Below are 15,593 nucleotides of genomic sequence, written 5' to 3' on the forward strand. Positions count from 1 at the left end.
CCCTCCATGACAAGCGCCAGCGCCACGCCCTCCCTGATCACCCAGCGCCTGCAGAGCATCGATGCCCTGCGCGGCCTGGTGATTCTGTTCATGCTTCTGGACCATGTCCGCGAAACGTTCTTCCTGCACCGACAGGTCAGCGACCCGATGACCATCGACGCCACAGAGCCGTCGCTGTTCTTCAGCCGCACCCTGGCCCACCTGTGCGCGCCAGTGTTCGTCCTGCTGACCGGCCTGTCGGCCTGGCTGTATGGCGAAAAACACCAGGGCCGTGGCGATGTCTCGGCGTTTCTGTTCAAGCGCGGGCTGTTCCTGGTGGTGCTGGAATTCACTTTGGTCAACTTCGCCTGGACCTTCCAACTGCCCCCCAGCGTCATCTACCTGCAAGTCATCTGGGCCATCGGCGTCAGCATGATCGCCCTGTCGCTGCTGGTATGGCTGCCACGTGCGGCCCTGCTCGCCCTGGGCGCAGTCATCATTGCCGGTCACAACCTGCTCGACGGCCTGCACTTTGGCGTGGAGTCCGCCCTGCACGTGCCATGGGCCATCCTGCACGACCGTGGCTGGCTTGAATTCTCCGAAAACCTGCGCCTGCGCACGTCTTACCCGGTGCTGCCATGGATCGGCGTCATCGCCCTGGGCTATGGCCTGGGCCCCTGGTTCGCCCGTGGCAGCACAGCCGGCCAACGCCAGCAGCGCCTGCTGCTGGCTGGGCTGACTGCGTTGCTGGGCTTTGTCCTGTTGCGCCTGTTCAACGGCTATGGCGAGGCGCCGTGGAGCGGTTACCCGACCCTCACCCAAACCGTGATGAGCTTCTTCAACATCACCAAATACCCGCCGTCACTGCTGTTCCTGGCCCTGACCCTGGGCTGCGGCCTGCTGTTGCTGCGCGCCTTCGAGCGCGCCGGCCAGGCCCGGTGGATCAGCGCGCTGGCAGTGTTTGGCGCAGCACCGATGTTCTTCTACCTGTTGCACCTGTACGTGCTGAAACTGCTGTACCTGGCCTGCGTGGCGCTGTTCGGCCTCAACCATGGCGACTATTTCGGCTTCGACGGCATCACGGCGGTGTGGCTGGGCGCAGCGGCGCTGGCGGTTTCGCTGTACCTGCCGGTGCGCGGGTTCGCCCGCCTGAAAGCGCGCCGCCGCGACATCACCTGGCTGAAGTACTTCTGAAAAGCGTTTTCACCCGGCGGCGCGATGGTCTACCATGCGGGCCGCCGGTTTCCACCACGGAATTAATAGGGAATCCCAGGCCCGTCAATACGGGCCAAACGGAACTGCCCCCGCAACTGTAGGTGCCGAGCCTGCTCCATCGATGCCACTGGGCCACGCGCCCGGGAAGGCCGGAGCCGGGCCATGACGCACCAGTCAGGAGACCTGCCGGCCTACATTTACCAACCGGCGGGGTGTCCGGGATTGGCCATCAGTGTTGCCCCTGCCATCAGCGGGGCTCGGCGATGCCTGTCCGTGCGTTCCTCACCCGAACTGTCCGATAGGAGATCGCCCAGCATGCTGCCCCGTTTCGCCACCCTGCTTGCCGGCCTTGGCCTCACTGGCCTGGCCCAGGCCGCTGCCACCCACTACCCGCTGACGGTCGAGAACTGCGGCAAACCGCAAACCTTCGCCCAGGCGCCGCAGCGCGCCGTCACCATCGGCCAGGCAGGCACCGAGATGCTCTACGCACTCGGGCTTGGCGACAAGCTGGCGGGCACCTCGCTGTGGTTCAACAACGTGCTGCCCGAGTACCAGGCGCAGAACGACAAGGTGCCGCGCCTGGCCGACAATGACCCCAGCTTCGAGGCCGTGGTCGGCAAGCGCCCGCAACTGGTGACGGTGCAGTTCGAATGGATGGTCGGCGCCCAGGGTGTGGTCGGCACCCGCGAGCAGTTCGATGAACTGAAGATCCCCACCTACTTGCTGCCTTCGGACTGCGAAGGCAAGGACAACCTGGTCGGCGCCGACGGCACCCGCCTGCAGGCGTTTCAGGTCAGCAGCATCTACAACAGCGTCAGCCAGCTGGCCGAGATCTTTGATGTGCAGGACCGAGGCACTGCGTTGAACGCCGAGCTGAAAGGCCGCCTGGACAGCGCCAAGGCACAACTGGCCGGCAAGGACCTGTCCACCACTTCGGCACTGTTCTGGTTCTCCAGCGCCGACCTCGACATCGACCCTTACGTGGCGGGCCGTCAAGGGGTCGCTGACTTCATGCTGCGCACGTTGGGCGTGCGAAATGTGGTCGAGTCCACCGAGGAGTGGCCGACCGTAGGCTGGGAAACCCTGGCCAAGGCCAACCCCACCTGGCTGATCATCGCTCGCATGGACCGCCGCCGCTTCCCCGCCGACGACTACCAGAAAAAGCTGGAATTCCTGCGCAACGACCCGGTAACCCGCAACATGGACGCGGTGAAGCACAACCGCATCATCGTCCTCGACGCCGACGCCATGCAGGCCGGCATCCGCCTGTTCCGTGGCCTGCAAACCTTGTCGGCAGCCTTCGCCAGCGGTAAAGCGGCCCAGTGATGATTCGCCTGTTACCCTGCATCGCAATCGCCTTGGCGGCACTGTTGGCCGCCTTGCTGGCCGGCACAGCCATCGGTGAGACCAACCTGTCACCCAGCGTGGTCGGCCAGGTGCTGGCCAACCACCTGTGGCAGGCCGGCTACCCGGTTGACCCGATCGACGCCGGCATCGTCTGGAACTACCGCCTGACCCGTACCCTGGTCGCGGCAGCCTGCGGTGCCGGCCTGGCCACCTGCGGTGTGGTTCTCCAGGCGCTGCTGCGCAACCCGCTGGCCGAGCCGTACCTGCTGGGCTTGTCGGCCGGCGCCTCGACCGGTGCAGTGCTGGTCGGCCTGCTGGGCCTCGGTAGCCTGGCGCTGAGCATGTCCGGTGGCGCCTTCATCGGTGCGTTGGCTGCGTTCGCCCTGGTGCTGCTACTGGCCCGCGCGGCCGGCCCAGGCAGCAACAACGCGCAGGTAATCCTCGCCGGCATCGCCGGCTCGCAACTGTTCACCGCCCTCACCGCTTTTCTCATCACCAAGTCGGCCACCGCCGAACAGGCACGCGGCATCCTGTTCTGGCTACTGGGCAATCTCAGCGGCGTGCGTTGGCCTTCCGTGTGGCTGGCTGTGCCGGTGGCGCTGTTCGGCCTGGTGGTGTGCCTGTTGCACCGCCGCGCGCTGGACGCCTTCACCTTCGGCGCCGATTCGGCTGCATCGCTGGGCATCCCGGTGCGGCGCACCCAGTTACTGCTGATCAGTTGCACGGCACTGGTCACGGCGGTGATGGTGTCCATCGTCGGCGCCATCGGCTTTGTCGGGCTGGTAATCCCGCATGCCCTGCGCCTGCTGCTCGGCCCCGGGCACAGCCGCCTGTTGCCCGCCAGCGCACTGGGCGGCGCACTGTTCCTGATTGCCGCCGACGTACTTTCGCGCACCTTGATCACAGGCCAGGTGATTCCCGTGGGCGTGGTAACCGCACTGATCGGTGCACCGGTGTTCGCGTTGATTCTGGTCAGCCGCCGAGGGCACTCATGACGGTCATGATCGCTGCACAGCTTGCGCCACTGAGCTGCCAGGGCCTGGGGCTGCAACTGGCCGGCAATACCGTGCTGCGCGATATCGACCTGCACGTTGTGGCAGGTGAAACCCTGGGCATTGTCGGCCCCAACGGCTCCGGCAAATCCTCACTGCTCAAGCTGCTGGCCGGGCTGCGCAAGCCGGCCAGCGGCAGCGTGCAACTGCTGGGCGAACCGCTGGCACAGCTGCCCCGTCGCCGTGTTGCACAGGCCCTGGCGCTGGTTGAGCAACAGGCTGACACCCTCGATGCGATCAGTGTGTTCGATGCCGTTGCCCTGGGCCGTACGCCTTGGTTGTCGGCACTGGCACCGTTCTCTGGAGAGGACCGTGCCATCGTCGAGCAGGCCCTGGCTGACCTCGACGCCCTGCACCTGCGCACACGCCTGTGGGGTTCGCTGTCGGGTGGCGAGCGCCAGCGCGTGCACATCGCCCGCGCCTTGGCGCAACGGCCACAGGTACTGTTGCTGGACGAGCCGACCAACCACCTGGACATTCAGCACCAGCTAAGCCTGCTGCAGCAGGTTCAAGCCTTGCCGGTGACCACGCTGGTGGCCTTGCACGACCTCAACCAGGCACTCACCTGCGACCGCGTCGCGGTGCTGGACAACGGCCGCCTGGTCGCCCTCGGCAAACCGTTCGAAGTCCTCACGCCAGAGCGCCTGCTGTGCACCTTCGGCGTGCATGCACGTTACCTCACCGATCCCTTCGATGGCGCCCGCATCCTGCGTTTTCGCGCCCCCTGAACCAGGAAGTTCTACTGATGCTGTTGCGCCCTGTCGCCCTGCTGCTTGCCAGCGCCCTGCTTGCCCCCGCCGCACTGGCCGAGGTGCATGAAGTGAAAATGCTCAACCGCGGCAGCGAGGGCGCCATGGTGTACGAGCCGGACCACCTGCGCATTGCCCCCGGCGACACGGTGCGCTTTCTGCCCACCCAGAGCGGGCACAATGCAGCCAGCGTGACCGGCCTGCTACCGACCGGGGCCGAGCCCTTCAAGAGCAAGTTGAACCAGCCGTTCGAGCAGACCTTCAGCGTGCCGGGCGTATACGGCATCCAATGCATTCCGCACCTGGCGATGGGCATGGTAATGCTGATCCAGGTGGGTGATGCGCCGGCTGCCGGATTGCCAGCCAGCCTGCCTGCACGGGCGCAAGCCCGCTTCGCGGCCCAGTTGCAGAAGCTTGAGGCCGCGCGATGAACCGGCTGTTGTTGGCGCTGCCGTTGCTGGGGTTGTCGACCTTTGCCCTGGCCGACGCCGCCCAGTCGCAAAGCAACGGTTTTGTCGAAGACAGCAGCTGGAACATGCTCAACCGCAGCGTATTCGACCAACGCGACTACAAGCACGGTGGGCGCAACAGTGCCGCGCGCAATGCCTACAAACCGCGCAGCGAACGTAATGGCAAGGCTGAGGAATGGGCCTACGGTTTGATGGGGACATTTCAGTCCGGCTTCACCCAAGGCCTGATCGGTATTGGCGTCGATGCCCATGCCTATCTGGGCGTGCAACTCGACAGTGGCGGCGGGCGGACGGGCAAAGCGCGCCTGCTGGGGGTGGATAACGATGGGCACCCGAAAAACGAATACAGCCGTGCAGGGGCAGCGCTGAAGTTGCGGGCGTCCAATACCGTGCTCTCCTATGGCGAGCAACGGGTCAAGACCCCGGTATTCAGCTCTTCCGACAGCCGCCTGCTGCCCGAGACCGCTACAGGGTTCTTCCTCACCAGCAACGAGTTCGACACGCTCAAGCTGCTGGCCGGGCACTTCAACGAAAGCACCGACCGCAATGCCTCCAGCCACGACCAGGGCTTCGTGGTGAACTACTCCAACGGCAAACAGGGCAACATTTTCGACCTGGCCGGCGTAGTGTGGAACCCCGGCGCAGCCTTCAGCGGCAGCCTGTACACCTCGCGCTACGAAGACAGCTGGAACCAGCACTACCTGGGCAGTACCCTCAGCCATGCGCTGGATGACCGACGCAGCATCAGCCTGGACCTCAACCTGTACCGCACCACAGACACTGGCAAGGCGCTGTCCGGGCGCATCGACAACACCACCTGGAGCCTGGTCTCGCGCTACAGCCAGGGGCCGCACGGTTTCAGCCTTGGCTGGCAGCAGGTCGACGGCAACACCCCGTTCGACTACGTGACGCGAGGGGCAATCTTCATTGCCAACGCCGTGCAGATGTCGGACTTCAACGCACCGAACGAGAAGTCCTGGCAGGCACGCTATGACCTGAGCATGGGGGCCTATGGGGTGCCGGGTTTGAACCTGACGGCGTTGTATGTGCGGGGGTTCGATATCGACGGCACGCATGTCGACCCCAATGGCGGGTATGCGTACCTGGGGTATGGCAAGGGTGGCAAGCATTGGGAGCGCGACCTGGAGGCGCGGTATGTGGTGCAGAGCGGCAAGGCCAAGGGGACGACGTTCTCGGTGAGGCATAACGTGCACCGTGGGAACACAGCGCAGGCTGAGCTGGACGGGGACCAGATACGGTTGGCGGTGGAGTGGCCGTTGTCCGGGGGGTTCTGATAGACCGAGTTGCCTGATGGAGCCTGGGGCTGCTTTGCAGCCCATCGCGACGCAAGGCCGCTCCTACAGGGATCGCGAAAAGCCCGGACTGCGCGACGCCTGTAGGAGCCACCCAGGCTCCATCATGCGAGCGAGCTACCCGCAGGCAACAACCCCCACTCCATCCGCTCCTGTTCATTCATCGCGACCAGCACCTCGGCCAACGCCCGTTCCAGCTCTGAACTGACGTTTCCAAAAACCTTGTAATTGGTCAGCAGATACCGCTTCACCACCCTCGGCCAACGGCGTTCCTTGTGCGCCGCATTGATGATGCCCTTGGCGTCATGGTAGGTCGCCCCCCGCCACAGTTCTATCAGCCTTTTTTCAAAATCCGCAAAGGTCCACCGGTCAATACGCTCTTCAAATTCGTCCAGCAGCTTGAGTTTGTACAGGGCCATGTATGGCATCGTGAGTCTCCCTCGGGTGCAGTGAGCAAGCCGTGCACAGGGGAAGGTAAGCAAGCCGGGCCGGTTTTGAAATGAACACGTGGATCACGCCAAAGGCGCCGTTGTAGGCGATTTCCCACAGGTCAGGGCAATCGCAAGTGCATGTGCGTGGTCTGCCAGACCGGGTCTTGCTCCACATCCACCACCGCGAACCCTTGCCGCTCCCAGAACGCAATTGCACCCGGCAGAAACGGATGCGTATGCAGGTACAGGCAGCCGATGCCTGCCTGCTCCGCCCGCTCGCGCAACGCGCCGAACAACGCGGCAGCCAGGCCATGCCGGCGGTAGGCCGGCAGCACGAACAGGCGTACCACTTCGACTACCCGCTCAGCGTGATAATCAAGCTGGGCAAAGCGGTGGTCATAGGGCACGTAGCCGATCACCGCGACCAGCCGCCCGTCATCACGGGCCTCAAGAAAGCATCCCGCGCCGTCCAGGTAGGTGTCGGCAAAATGCGCAAGGTCGTGCGGCAATGGCGCCTTCGCAAGCATCGGGAACATCTCGCGGCGAGCGTTATCGACAAACGCCACGACTTCGGCAATGGCGACGCGCGCCACAGGTTGCAGGGTCCAGTTCGGCATGGGGCTGCTGGCAGTGGTTGGAGGGCACGGTTCTACCTCAGCGCGCCGTTCAAGGCAAATCACAAAGCTCGTCGTGGCCAGGCGGACATCGGTATAATCGGCAGTCTTCACTGCCCGACCAGGCCACGCCATGCCTCGCTTCCAGAAGTTGCTGTTGCCCCTGCTGCTGACTGCCGCCCTCACCGCCTGCGACCAGAAGCCCTCCCGCGAAGATCAGATCCTCGCCCAGCTGCCGCTGCAGGATGCCTACACCCACAACATCGAGCGCATGGCCACGCTGCTGGGCCGCACTCACCCGCAGCTGTCGCAGGCCACCATCCAGGATGTACTGCGCAAGTACCTGACCGTCGAGGACCAGCGCCAGGACCTGTTCAGGCTGTACAGCGAAAAGAACTTCAGCGACGCCGAATTTGCCACCATCGTTGCCGCCACCCAGGACCCCGCCAAGGCCAGGGCGCTGGAAGACACCGAAGCCGGCAAGCGCCTGAGCGAAAAACTCACCGCGCTGATGCGCGAAACCGCCCGCGACGTCAAGGTGCAAGCGCTGGTGGAGCGGCGCATGCAGCAGGTGGAAGACGAGCTGAACGCACTGGACAGGCCTGGTTCCTGAACACGGCGCCCCATCCCCCCTAGCGCGAAAGGTCGTCGCTACTTTCAATCACCCGAGGTCAGGATTGCCACACGCCAAGCACGGATTGCGCCTGGATCTACGCACACTCATTCTGGTGCTCTGCGCCCTCACCGCCCTGGTCATGCTGTGCGCCAGCTATTTCGCCAGCTACCGGGTGCAGCGCCAGCTGCTGATCGACCACGCCCTGGAAGCAAACCGGGTGTATGCGATGAAGCTGGCCAGCATCACCGAAACCTTCATCGGCAACGCCCAGCAGCAGTTGGCCTTCAGCGCCGGCGTACAAGGCCGGCAGCTGGGCGATGCCGCTGCGCTGCTGGTGGAGACCGACCGTGTATTGAGCCAGAGCATGGCCTTCAACTCCACCTTCGTGATCGATGCCAACGGCGTGCTGCTGGCAGTATCCCCTGCCCCGCTACGGCACCTGGTCGGCAGCCACGTACAGTCGCCCGGCGCTCAGGAAGCATTGCAAGAACGCCGCCCGCTGGTTTCCACACCCTACCTTTCGGCGGCCGACAACCTGGTGGTGGCGCTGTCGCAACCCGTTTTCGACAGCAACGGTCGCTACATGGGGTATGTCGGTGGCAGCCTGTACCTGCGTGAACGCAACATCCTCAACAGCTTGCTGGGCGAACATTTCTACAAGGACGGTTCGTACCTGTATGTGGTCGACCGCAACCGCCGCCTGCTGTATCACCCCGATAGCGAACGGGTCGGCACAGTGGTGGAGGGCAATGCGCTGATCGACCAGCTGGCGACCCTAAACAACGGTACCCGGCAACTGACCAACAGCCAGGGTGTGGAAATGCTCGCCGGGTTTGCCACTGTGCCCAGCGCCGGCTGGGGGGTGGTGGCGCAGCAACCGCTGACGCAGACGGTGATGCCACTGAACCACCTGATCCTCAGCGTGGTGGGCACTTCTGCGCCCCTGGCGCTGGTGGGCTGCCTGCTGCTGTGGTGGCTGGCCATGACCATCGCCCGGCCGCTGTGGCAACTGGCTGCCGGTGCCCGAGCGATGGACCGTGCTGGCACCGCCGAGCGCTTGCATCGCGTGCGGGCCTGGTACTTCGAGGCAGCCGAACTCAAGCGCGCCCTGTTGATCGGGCTGAACCTGCTGCAGGAGCGCATCGGCCGGCTCAACCGCGACGCCCAGACCGACCCGCTGACCGGCCTGGGCAACCGCCGCAGCCTGGAATTCAGCCTGTCATTGCTGGAAGCCGAAGGCCGGGCCTTTGCCGCCATCGTGCTGGACATCGACCATTTCAAACAGGTCAATGACAACCATGGGCACGAGGTCGGCGACCAGGTACTGCGCCGCCTGGCAGAGCTGATGCGCCGCTGCTGCCGCGAGGGCGACCTGCTGTGCCGCACCGGCGGCGAGGAATTCTTGATGCTGCTGCCGGGGGCCAGCCTGGACGTGGCCGCCGTGGTGGCCGAGCGGCTGCGGGTCACGGTGCAGGATACGCCCGTGCAGCCGGTGGGCGCGGTGACGGTTTCGCTGGGGGTGGCACGCTGGGATGGCGAGGCTGGCAGCGGGCCCATGGACGCATTGAGCGAGGCGGACCGGGCGCTTTACCAGGCCAAGCAGGAGGGGCGTAACCGGGTAGCTATTGCCTGAACCCGCCTCTGCGCAGGTACAGCCAACGATGAAAGTGATTGTTGTAACAATCTTTGTCATAAAACTGTCGTGTTCCGGTCATAGGATTGACCACAACCTGACATTTTCATTTCATGGATGAGCGTCTCATGCGTCGTGTGGTTTTCAATCAGAAAGGTGGCGTCGGCAAGTCCAGCATCGCCTGCAACCTCGCCGCTGCCAGTGCCGCCGAGGGGTATCGGACCTTGCTGGTCGACCTCGACCCGCAAGCCAATGCCACTTACTACCTGACCGGCCTGGTCAACGACGCCATTCCTGCCGGCATCGCCGATTTCTTCCGCCAGACCCTGTCACCGGTCACGGCGGCTGGCAAGAAGCACCGGGTGGCGATCACCGAAACCCGCTACAGCAACCTGCACCTGGTCACCGCCAGCCCCGACCTCAGCGACCTGCAAAGCAAGCTGGAGAGCAAGTTCAAGATCAACAAGCTGCGCAAGTTGCTGGTGGAACTGGGCGAGGATTACGAGCGGATCTACATCGACACCCCGCCGGCCCTCAATTTCTACACCTTCAGCGCGCTTGTTGCGGCAGAGCGCCTGCTGATCCCGTTCGACTGCGACAGCTTCTCGCGTCAAGCCCTGCACAGTGTCATGGCCGAGGTCGAGGAACTGCGCCAGGACCACAACCCGGCGTTGCAGGTAGAAGGTGTGGTGGTCAACCAGTTCGCCGGGCGCACCGCCCTGCACCAGACCCTGGTCGACCAGTTGCGCAGCGAAGGCCTGCCGGTGCTGCCGGTGTACCTGAGCAATTCGATCAAGATGCGTGAATCGCACCAGGCGTCAGTGCCGTTGGTGCACCTGGCGCCACGGCACAAGCTGGCGATGGAGTTTGTCGATTTGCTGGATGCGCTGGAGCGGGCGGCCTGACAGAACGGGGAGCGCTCTGCGCCCCGGAAACTTGCAGTAAAAGCACTACCCGACCGTTCATCAGGGTGGTAGATTCGCCGCCATGAAAACCACCCGGCACACTCGCACGCTGACTGCCTGGACGCTCTATGCCAGCGTCCTGTTCAGCCTGTTGCTGTGCGGCCTGCACCATGGCCAGATGGGTGGCCTGCGCCTGGCCGGCCTTGAAGGCGGCTTCTGCTCGGTCAACAGCGAACACGGCGTGGCCATCGACCTGGACGGTGCCGGCGGTGACCAGCACATGGCCCAGCTCGACTGCCCGGTGTGCTCCTCGTTTGGCCTGGCCGTACCGCTCAGCAGCGGCGGCTGGTCGTTCACACCGGCGCAAGTCGTGGCCACCTCGCCCATCGTGGTGCGCAGCTGGGCACAACCGCCGCCGCGCTACCAACGCCCCGCCCTCAACCCCCGCGCCTCCCCCGCCGTCTCCCCCGCAGCCGTACTTCATTTCGCCTGACTTCAGCCGGGCGCGCCTTTGCGCGCGTTCGCCGTCAGCCATGACCTTTGCGTGGAAGACACACAAACATGCTTCGCAAGACCTCCCTGGTGCTCCTCATGGGCACCTGCAGCTTTGCCTGCGCTGAAACCGCCCCTGTCGAACTCGGCGCCACCACCATCGACGGCGAACGCGACGCCGCCAGCGGCGTGCAGCTGGACGAGCCGATCCGGACCGGTTCGCGCCTTGGCCTGACCGCGCGGGAAACGCCCGCCTCGGTCAGCGTCTCGGACCGCCGCCTGATCGAAGAACGCGGCGCCAAAGACAGCCAGGACGTGGTCAACGCCATGACCGGTGTCAACGCCTCCGCCAACCCAGGCTTTGGCGGCTTCGTCGCCTATCGCGGCTTTACCCAGAACCAGGTCACCCAGTTGTACAACGGCATCAACCTGGGCTACAGCAGCGCCACCCGGCCAGTGGACGCCTGGGTACTCGACCGCGTCGAGCTGATTGGAGGGCCGTCTTCGTTCCTGCATGGCGCGGGCGCAGTGGGCGGTTCGATCAACTACATCACCAAGCTCGCCAGCCGCGACCAGCAGATCATTGACGGGCGTATCCGCTATGGCAGTTTCGACGACAGCGAGGTGGCATTCGGTATCAACCAGGCGCTGGCCAGCAACCCCGCCGATGCCCGCCATTTCGCGCGTCTGGACTTCAGCCGCGGGCATGGCAACGGCTTCGTCGACCGCAACGAACGGCACACCGACAGCCTGGCCTTTTCGCTGCTCAGCGACCTGGCACCCAACCTCACCCACACCCTGGCGCTGGAGTATCAGGAAGACCGCGAAGACAGCCCCTACTGGGGCTCACCGATCCTGCCCGGGCGCAGCACGATGAAGATCGACAACAGCCGCCGCTTCGAAAACTACAACGTAGCCGACGGCCGCTATGAGCAACGGGTGCGCTGGCTACGCTCGATCCTCGACTACCAGATCAGCGACAGCACCAGCGTGCAGAACACCCTGTACCACTACAACGCCCAGCGCGATTACCGCAACCTTGAACGCTACGCCTATACCAGCGATGGCAAGGTGCAGCGCAGCAGCCCTTACCTGCAGCGCCACGACCAGAACCTGCTGGGCGACCGCATCGAGCTGCGCCACGATAACCAGCTGCTCGGCCTGGCCAGCCAATGGTCGCTGGGGCTGGAGTACTCGCGCATGCGCCAGACCCTCTACCCCACCTCCAGCAGCTGGAGCGACGTGGTCGACGCCGAGCAGTTCGACCCCGGCAGCTTCGATGACATCCCCGGGGTGAATGCCGGCCTGACCAAGCAACGCCACCACGAGGTCATCAACCGCGCAGTGTTCGCCGAAAACCGCTTGCAGCTGACCGAGCGCCTGGCCCTGCTGACCGCCCTGCGCTACGACTACCTGGACATGGAAGTGACCAACTACGGCGCGGTAACGCCCACCTCGCCAGCCTATTTCGAACGACGCTGGGAACCGCTGTCCGGGCGCATCGGCCTGACCTATGCGTTGACACCTTCGGCCAGCGTGTACGTGCAGTACAGCTCTTCGGCCGATTTACCGGCCGGTTCGCTGGCAGCGGCGACCTACTCCAACGTCGGGCTGTTCGACCTGTCCAAGGGCGAGCAGTGGGAAGTGGGCAGCAAGTTCGACTTCCTCGACGGGCGCGGTGCGGCCACGCTGGCGCTGTACCAGATCGTGCGCAAGGACTTTGCCGTGCGCGACTCGAACGACGCCAACCTCACAGTCCAGGCCGGGCAGCAGACCTCACGCGGCGTCGAACTGTCCGGGCGCTTGCAGGTAACGCCGAAACTGCTGGCCGAGGCCAACTATGCCTATGTCGATGCGCAGTACGATGAGTTCAACGAGGCGGTCAACGGCAAATCGGTGTCACGCAAGGGTAATGCGCCGACCAACGTGCCGGCCAACGTCGCCAACCTGTGGCTGACCTACAGCCTGTCGCCGGCATGGTCGGTGGGCGCGGACGGGCGCTACGTGGGCTCGGTGTATGCCGACAACGCCAACAGCCTCAAGGCCCCGGCCTACACCCTGTTCGGCGCGTTCGCCCGCTACCGGCTGGATGAACACACCACGCTGACCGGGCGGGTGCGCAACCTGACCGATGAGGTATATGCCAAGCAGGCCTACAACAGCCAGTACTACATGGGGCCGCCGCGCACCTTCGAACTGGCACTGGACATGCGCTTCTAACCTTCAGCTCGGTTACCCACTCCCGGCAGCGGGCCCAACACCTGTAGGAGCAGCCTTGTGCTGCGAAGAGGCCGGAAGGGCTAAATATCACCTTGTGCTGCAATGGCCTCTTCGCAGCACAAGGCTGCTCCTACCGGGTGAGTGGTAGCTTGGGTGATGGTGGAAAATAGTCGGTCCCACATTTCTCCACAAAAACCACACACAGTCCTCACGCATTTCGCGTGATAATTTCTTGTCACCGCCGGCATGAGGGCCGGCTCAATCACATCAAGGAAGGTTCTGTGTTCAGATCGTTGTCTCCGGCACTCGTGGCTACCGCACTCATCGCCTTGGCGGGTTGCCAAAGCCGGCCTGCCTCCGAGGCGGACAAGCAGGCGCGCCAGACATTCGTCAGCGACATGCAACAAGCCCTGAAGCTGGGCATCGCGACAGCAGACACGGACAAGCAGATCGGCGTGGTCATGCTGGATGTCAAACTCGACCAGCATTCCGCGCCCGTCAGTTGCAAAGCCAGCAAGGCACCGATCAAGTATGAAACCGTGCTGCCTGCCGACCTGCCCCGCTCGGACTTCAAGGCGTTGGCCAGCGTAGTCGAGGCGCAATGCTGGAAGACCATCTACCCCGTGGTGCCCAAGTCGCTGCGCGACGAAGACGGCACGGTGGAAGTACGTGCGCCCCTGTTCGTGGTGCTGCCCGCTGCGGCCCAGGCGCCTGAAACGCCGCGGCGCAAAGCCAATGCACAACGTGAATTTTTCTGGCAGCACCTGTTCCGCGACCTGCCGGTGGACAGCATCGGCAGGGCCTCGCTCTACTATGATGCGAATGCGCAGGGCAAGGTCCAAGGCTGCCTGGTGCAGATCTATCCCCACCCGAACCGGCCGGATGACTTTCGTCTCGATGGCAAGCTGCAGGCCGAAGTCAACAGCCGCTGCATGGCGCTTGACCTGAGCAAGCTACCAGGCTTCAGCGCCGACGAGCACGGCCGGGCCAAGGGTTACAGTGAAATGGAATACGCCCCCTGGAAGGTGGGCCGGCTGTAAACCGCAACAGCGGTTGAATCAGGTATCCCGAGGTCGCCCTCGACAAAGCACCGGCCTGCGCCCGGTTATCTACTGGCAAGCACAACAATGATGGCGCGGCCCGACCGTGCCACTTTCATCATGGCTGCCAATGGAACCGGAGAGCACCCGCATGTCCGCACCTCATGAGGTATCCCCCGCCACCCTGCGCAGGGTGATCGCCGCCTCGGCCATCGGCAATTTCGTCGAATGGTTCGACTTCGCCGTGTATGGCTTTCTCGCCACACTGATCGCCAGCCAGTTCTTTGCCAGCGAAGACGCCAGCGTGGCTTTGCTCAAGACGTTCGCGGTGTTCGCCGTGGCCTTCGCCCTTCGCCCGCTGGGCGGCATCGTGTTCGGCGCGCTGGGCGACCGCCTGGGGCGCAAGCGCATCCTGTCGCTGACCATCCTCTTGATGGCCGGCTCCACCACCCTGATCGGCCTGCTGCCGACCTACGCCAGCATCGGCCTGGCAGCCCCCGTGCTGCTGACCCTGGCGCGCTGCTTGCAAGGGTTTTCTGCCGGTGGCGAGTACGCGGGGGCCTGCGCCTACCTGATGGAGCACGCGCCCAACGACAGGCGTGCCTTCTACGGCAGCTTCGTGCCGGTCTCGACCTTTTCCGCCTTCGCCTGCGCCGCCGTGATCGCCTATGGGCTGGAAGCCAGCCTGTCGGCCGAGGCGATGAATGCCTGGGGCTGGCGCGTTCCGTTCCTGATCGCCGCACCGCTGGGGTTGGTTGGCCTGTACCTGCGCTGGCGCATGGAAGAAACCCCGGCCTTTCGCGAAGCCGTCGCCCAAGGCAAGGAGCATGAGCATTCGCCGCTCAAACACACCCTGCGTCACCATGGCCGGGTCATTCGCAACCTGGGGGCTTTCATCTCGCTGACCGCGCTGTCGTTCTATATGTTCACCACCTACTTCGCCACGTACCTCCAACTGGTGGGCAACCTGACCCGCGCGCAGTCGCTGCTGGTAACCACCGTGGCGCTGCTGTTCGCCGCTGTCGGCTGCCCACTGGCCGGGGCATTCTCGGACCGGGTGGGGCGGCGCAAGACCATTGGCTTTACCTGCCTGTGGGTGATGATGTGCGTGTTCCCGGCGTACTGGCTGGCCAGCTCGGGCTCGATGTCCGGCGCACTGCTGGGGGTGATCCTGCTGGCGGTGGGGGCCTTGTGCAGTGGCGTGGTGACCGCAGCGCTGCTGTCGGAGAGCTTCCCCACCCGCACCCGCTATACCGCTTCGGCGATTACCTACAACGTGGCCTATACCCTTTTTGGCGGTACCGCGCCGCTGGTGGCGACCTGGCTGATCGGGCAGACCGGCAGCAGCCTGGCACCGGCGTTTTACCTGGTGGTGATTGCGCTGGTGGCGTTGGTGGGTGGGTTGGCGTTGCCGGAGACTTCGCGGATTTCGTTGCATGATGAGGTGGGCTCGGACGCTGTACGGGCTGGAGTCCGAAGTACCGTCTGAGATTTTTGGGGCTGCTTTGCAGCCCTTT

15 protein-coding genes and 1 riboswitch are annotated in these 15,593 nt (G+C 64.4%); of the genes, 13 read left to right on the forward strand and 2 right to left on the reverse strand.

Translation table 11 applies throughout. The features are described from left to right. The first annotated feature begins 6 nt into the window (after nucleotides 1-6). From SB756_RS17560 to SB756_RS17585, 6 genes are all read left to right on the forward strand, one after another. Nucleotides 7-1,173 carry a DUF1624 domain-containing protein gene (locus tag SB756_RS17560; RefSeq protein WP_341798220.1) on the forward strand — a complete coding sequence of 389 codons (1,167 nt, stop codon included), beginning with the start codon at nucleotides 7-9 and terminating at the stop codon, nucleotides 1,171-1,173. A 28-nt stretch (nucleotides 1,174-1,201) separates the two neighbouring features. Further along, a riboswitch (cobalamin riboswitch) is annotated at nucleotides 1,202-1,400 on the forward strand. A gap of 109 nt (nucleotides 1,401-1,509) precedes the next feature. After that, nucleotides 1,510-2,520, forward strand: a complete 1,011-nt coding sequence (locus SB756_RS17565; RefSeq protein WP_410911245.1) for an ABC transporter substrate-binding protein — start codon at nucleotides 1,510-1,512, stop codon at nucleotides 2,518-2,520. Continuing rightward, a complete protein-coding gene (locus tag SB756_RS17570) occupies nucleotides 2,520-3,536 on the forward strand; it encodes a FecCD family ABC transporter permease (protein ID WP_016500443.1) in 1,017 nt (338 codons plus the stop codon). The genes SB756_RS17565 and SB756_RS17570 overlap by 1 nt, the downstream gene beginning before the upstream one ends. Beyond that, nucleotides 3,533-4,321: an ABC transporter ATP-binding protein gene (locus SB756_RS17575; protein ID WP_341798219.1), complete on the forward strand. Its 789-nt coding sequence runs from the start codon at nucleotides 3,533-3,535 to the stop codon at nucleotides 4,319-4,321. Before SB756_RS17570 ends, SB756_RS17575 begins: the two co-directional genes overlap by 4 nt. 17 nt (nucleotides 4,322-4,338) lie before the next feature. Next, the gene (locus tag SB756_RS17580; RefSeq protein WP_341798218.1) at nucleotides 4,339-4,773 is read left to right on the forward strand and encodes a pseudoazurin; all 435 of its coding nucleotides are present in this window, start codon (nucleotides 4,339-4,341) and stop codon (nucleotides 4,771-4,773) included. Beyond that, nucleotides 4,770-6,107 (forward strand): OprD family porin, encoded by a 1,338-nt coding sequence (locus tag SB756_RS17585; RefSeq protein WP_410911246.1) that lies wholly within the window; start codon nucleotides 4,770-4,772, stop codon nucleotides 6,105-6,107. Before SB756_RS17580 ends, SB756_RS17585 begins: the two co-directional genes overlap by 4 nt. 122 nt (nucleotides 6,108-6,229) lie before the next feature. Here the strand turns inward: SB756_RS17585 and SB756_RS17590 are convergent, their stop codons facing one another. Both SB756_RS17590 and SB756_RS17595 read right to left on the reverse strand, forming a co-directional pair. After that, nucleotides 6,230-6,544, reverse strand: a complete 315-nt coding sequence (locus tag SB756_RS17590) for a hypothetical protein (RefSeq protein WP_341798216.1) — start codon at nucleotides 6,542-6,544, stop codon at nucleotides 6,230-6,232. A 131-nt stretch (nucleotides 6,545-6,675) separates the two neighbouring features. Beyond that, on the reverse strand, nucleotides 6,676-7,173 hold the full coding sequence (locus SB756_RS17595) for a GNAT family N-acetyltransferase (RefSeq protein ID WP_341798215.1): 498 nt from the start codon (nucleotides 7,171-7,173) through the stop codon (nucleotides 6,676-6,678). A gap of 130 nt (nucleotides 7,174-7,303) precedes the next feature. On the opposite strand from SB756_RS17595, the gene SB756_RS17600 reads away from it, so the two are divergent. From SB756_RS17600 to SB756_RS17630, 7 genes are all read left to right on the forward strand, one after another. Further along, entirely contained in the window at nucleotides 7,304-7,783 is a 480-nt protein-coding gene (locus SB756_RS17600) for a hypothetical protein (RefSeq protein WP_016500449.1), read from the forward strand. A gap of 64 nt (nucleotides 7,784-7,847) precedes the next feature. After that, nucleotides 7,848-9,419 (forward strand): diguanylate cyclase, encoded by a 1,572-nt coding sequence (locus SB756_RS17605; RefSeq protein ID WP_410911247.1) that lies wholly within the window; start codon nucleotides 7,848-7,850, stop codon nucleotides 9,417-9,419. A gap of 128 nt (nucleotides 9,420-9,547) precedes the next feature. Continuing rightward, nucleotides 9,548-10,324 carry a ParA family protein gene (locus SB756_RS17610; RefSeq protein ID WP_410911248.1) on the forward strand — a complete coding sequence of 259 codons (777 nt, stop codon included), beginning with the start codon at nucleotides 9,548-9,550 and terminating at the stop codon, nucleotides 10,322-10,324. 82 nt (nucleotides 10,325-10,406) lie between these two features. Then, nucleotides 10,407-10,817, forward strand: a complete 411-nt coding sequence (locus SB756_RS17615; protein ID WP_059395109.1) for a DUF2946 family protein — start codon at nucleotides 10,407-10,409, stop codon at nucleotides 10,815-10,817. A 68-nt stretch (nucleotides 10,818-10,885) separates the two neighbouring features. Then, nucleotides 10,886-13,036 (forward strand): TonB-dependent receptor, encoded by a 2,151-nt coding sequence (locus tag SB756_RS17620; protein WP_410911249.1) that lies wholly within the window; start codon nucleotides 10,886-10,888, stop codon nucleotides 13,034-13,036. A 281-nt stretch (nucleotides 13,037-13,317) separates the two neighbouring features. After that, the gene (locus SB756_RS17625) at nucleotides 13,318-14,076 is read left to right on the forward strand and encodes a hypothetical protein (RefSeq protein ID WP_410911250.1); all 759 of its coding nucleotides are present in this window, start codon (nucleotides 13,318-13,320) and stop codon (nucleotides 14,074-14,076) included. 151 nt (nucleotides 14,077-14,227) lie between these two features. Next, a complete protein-coding gene (locus tag SB756_RS17630; protein ID WP_410911251.1) occupies nucleotides 14,228-15,565 on the forward strand; it encodes an MFS transporter in 1,338 nt (445 codons plus the stop codon). The last annotated feature ends 28 nt before the right edge of the window (nucleotides 15,566-15,593 follow it).

Origin of the sequence: Pseudomonas sp. SIMBA_068, assembly GCF_046534705.1 — a bacterium.
Taxonomy (GTDB): Bacteria; Pseudomonadota; Gammaproteobacteria; order Pseudomonadales; family Pseudomonadaceae; genus Aquipseudomonas; species Aquipseudomonas putida.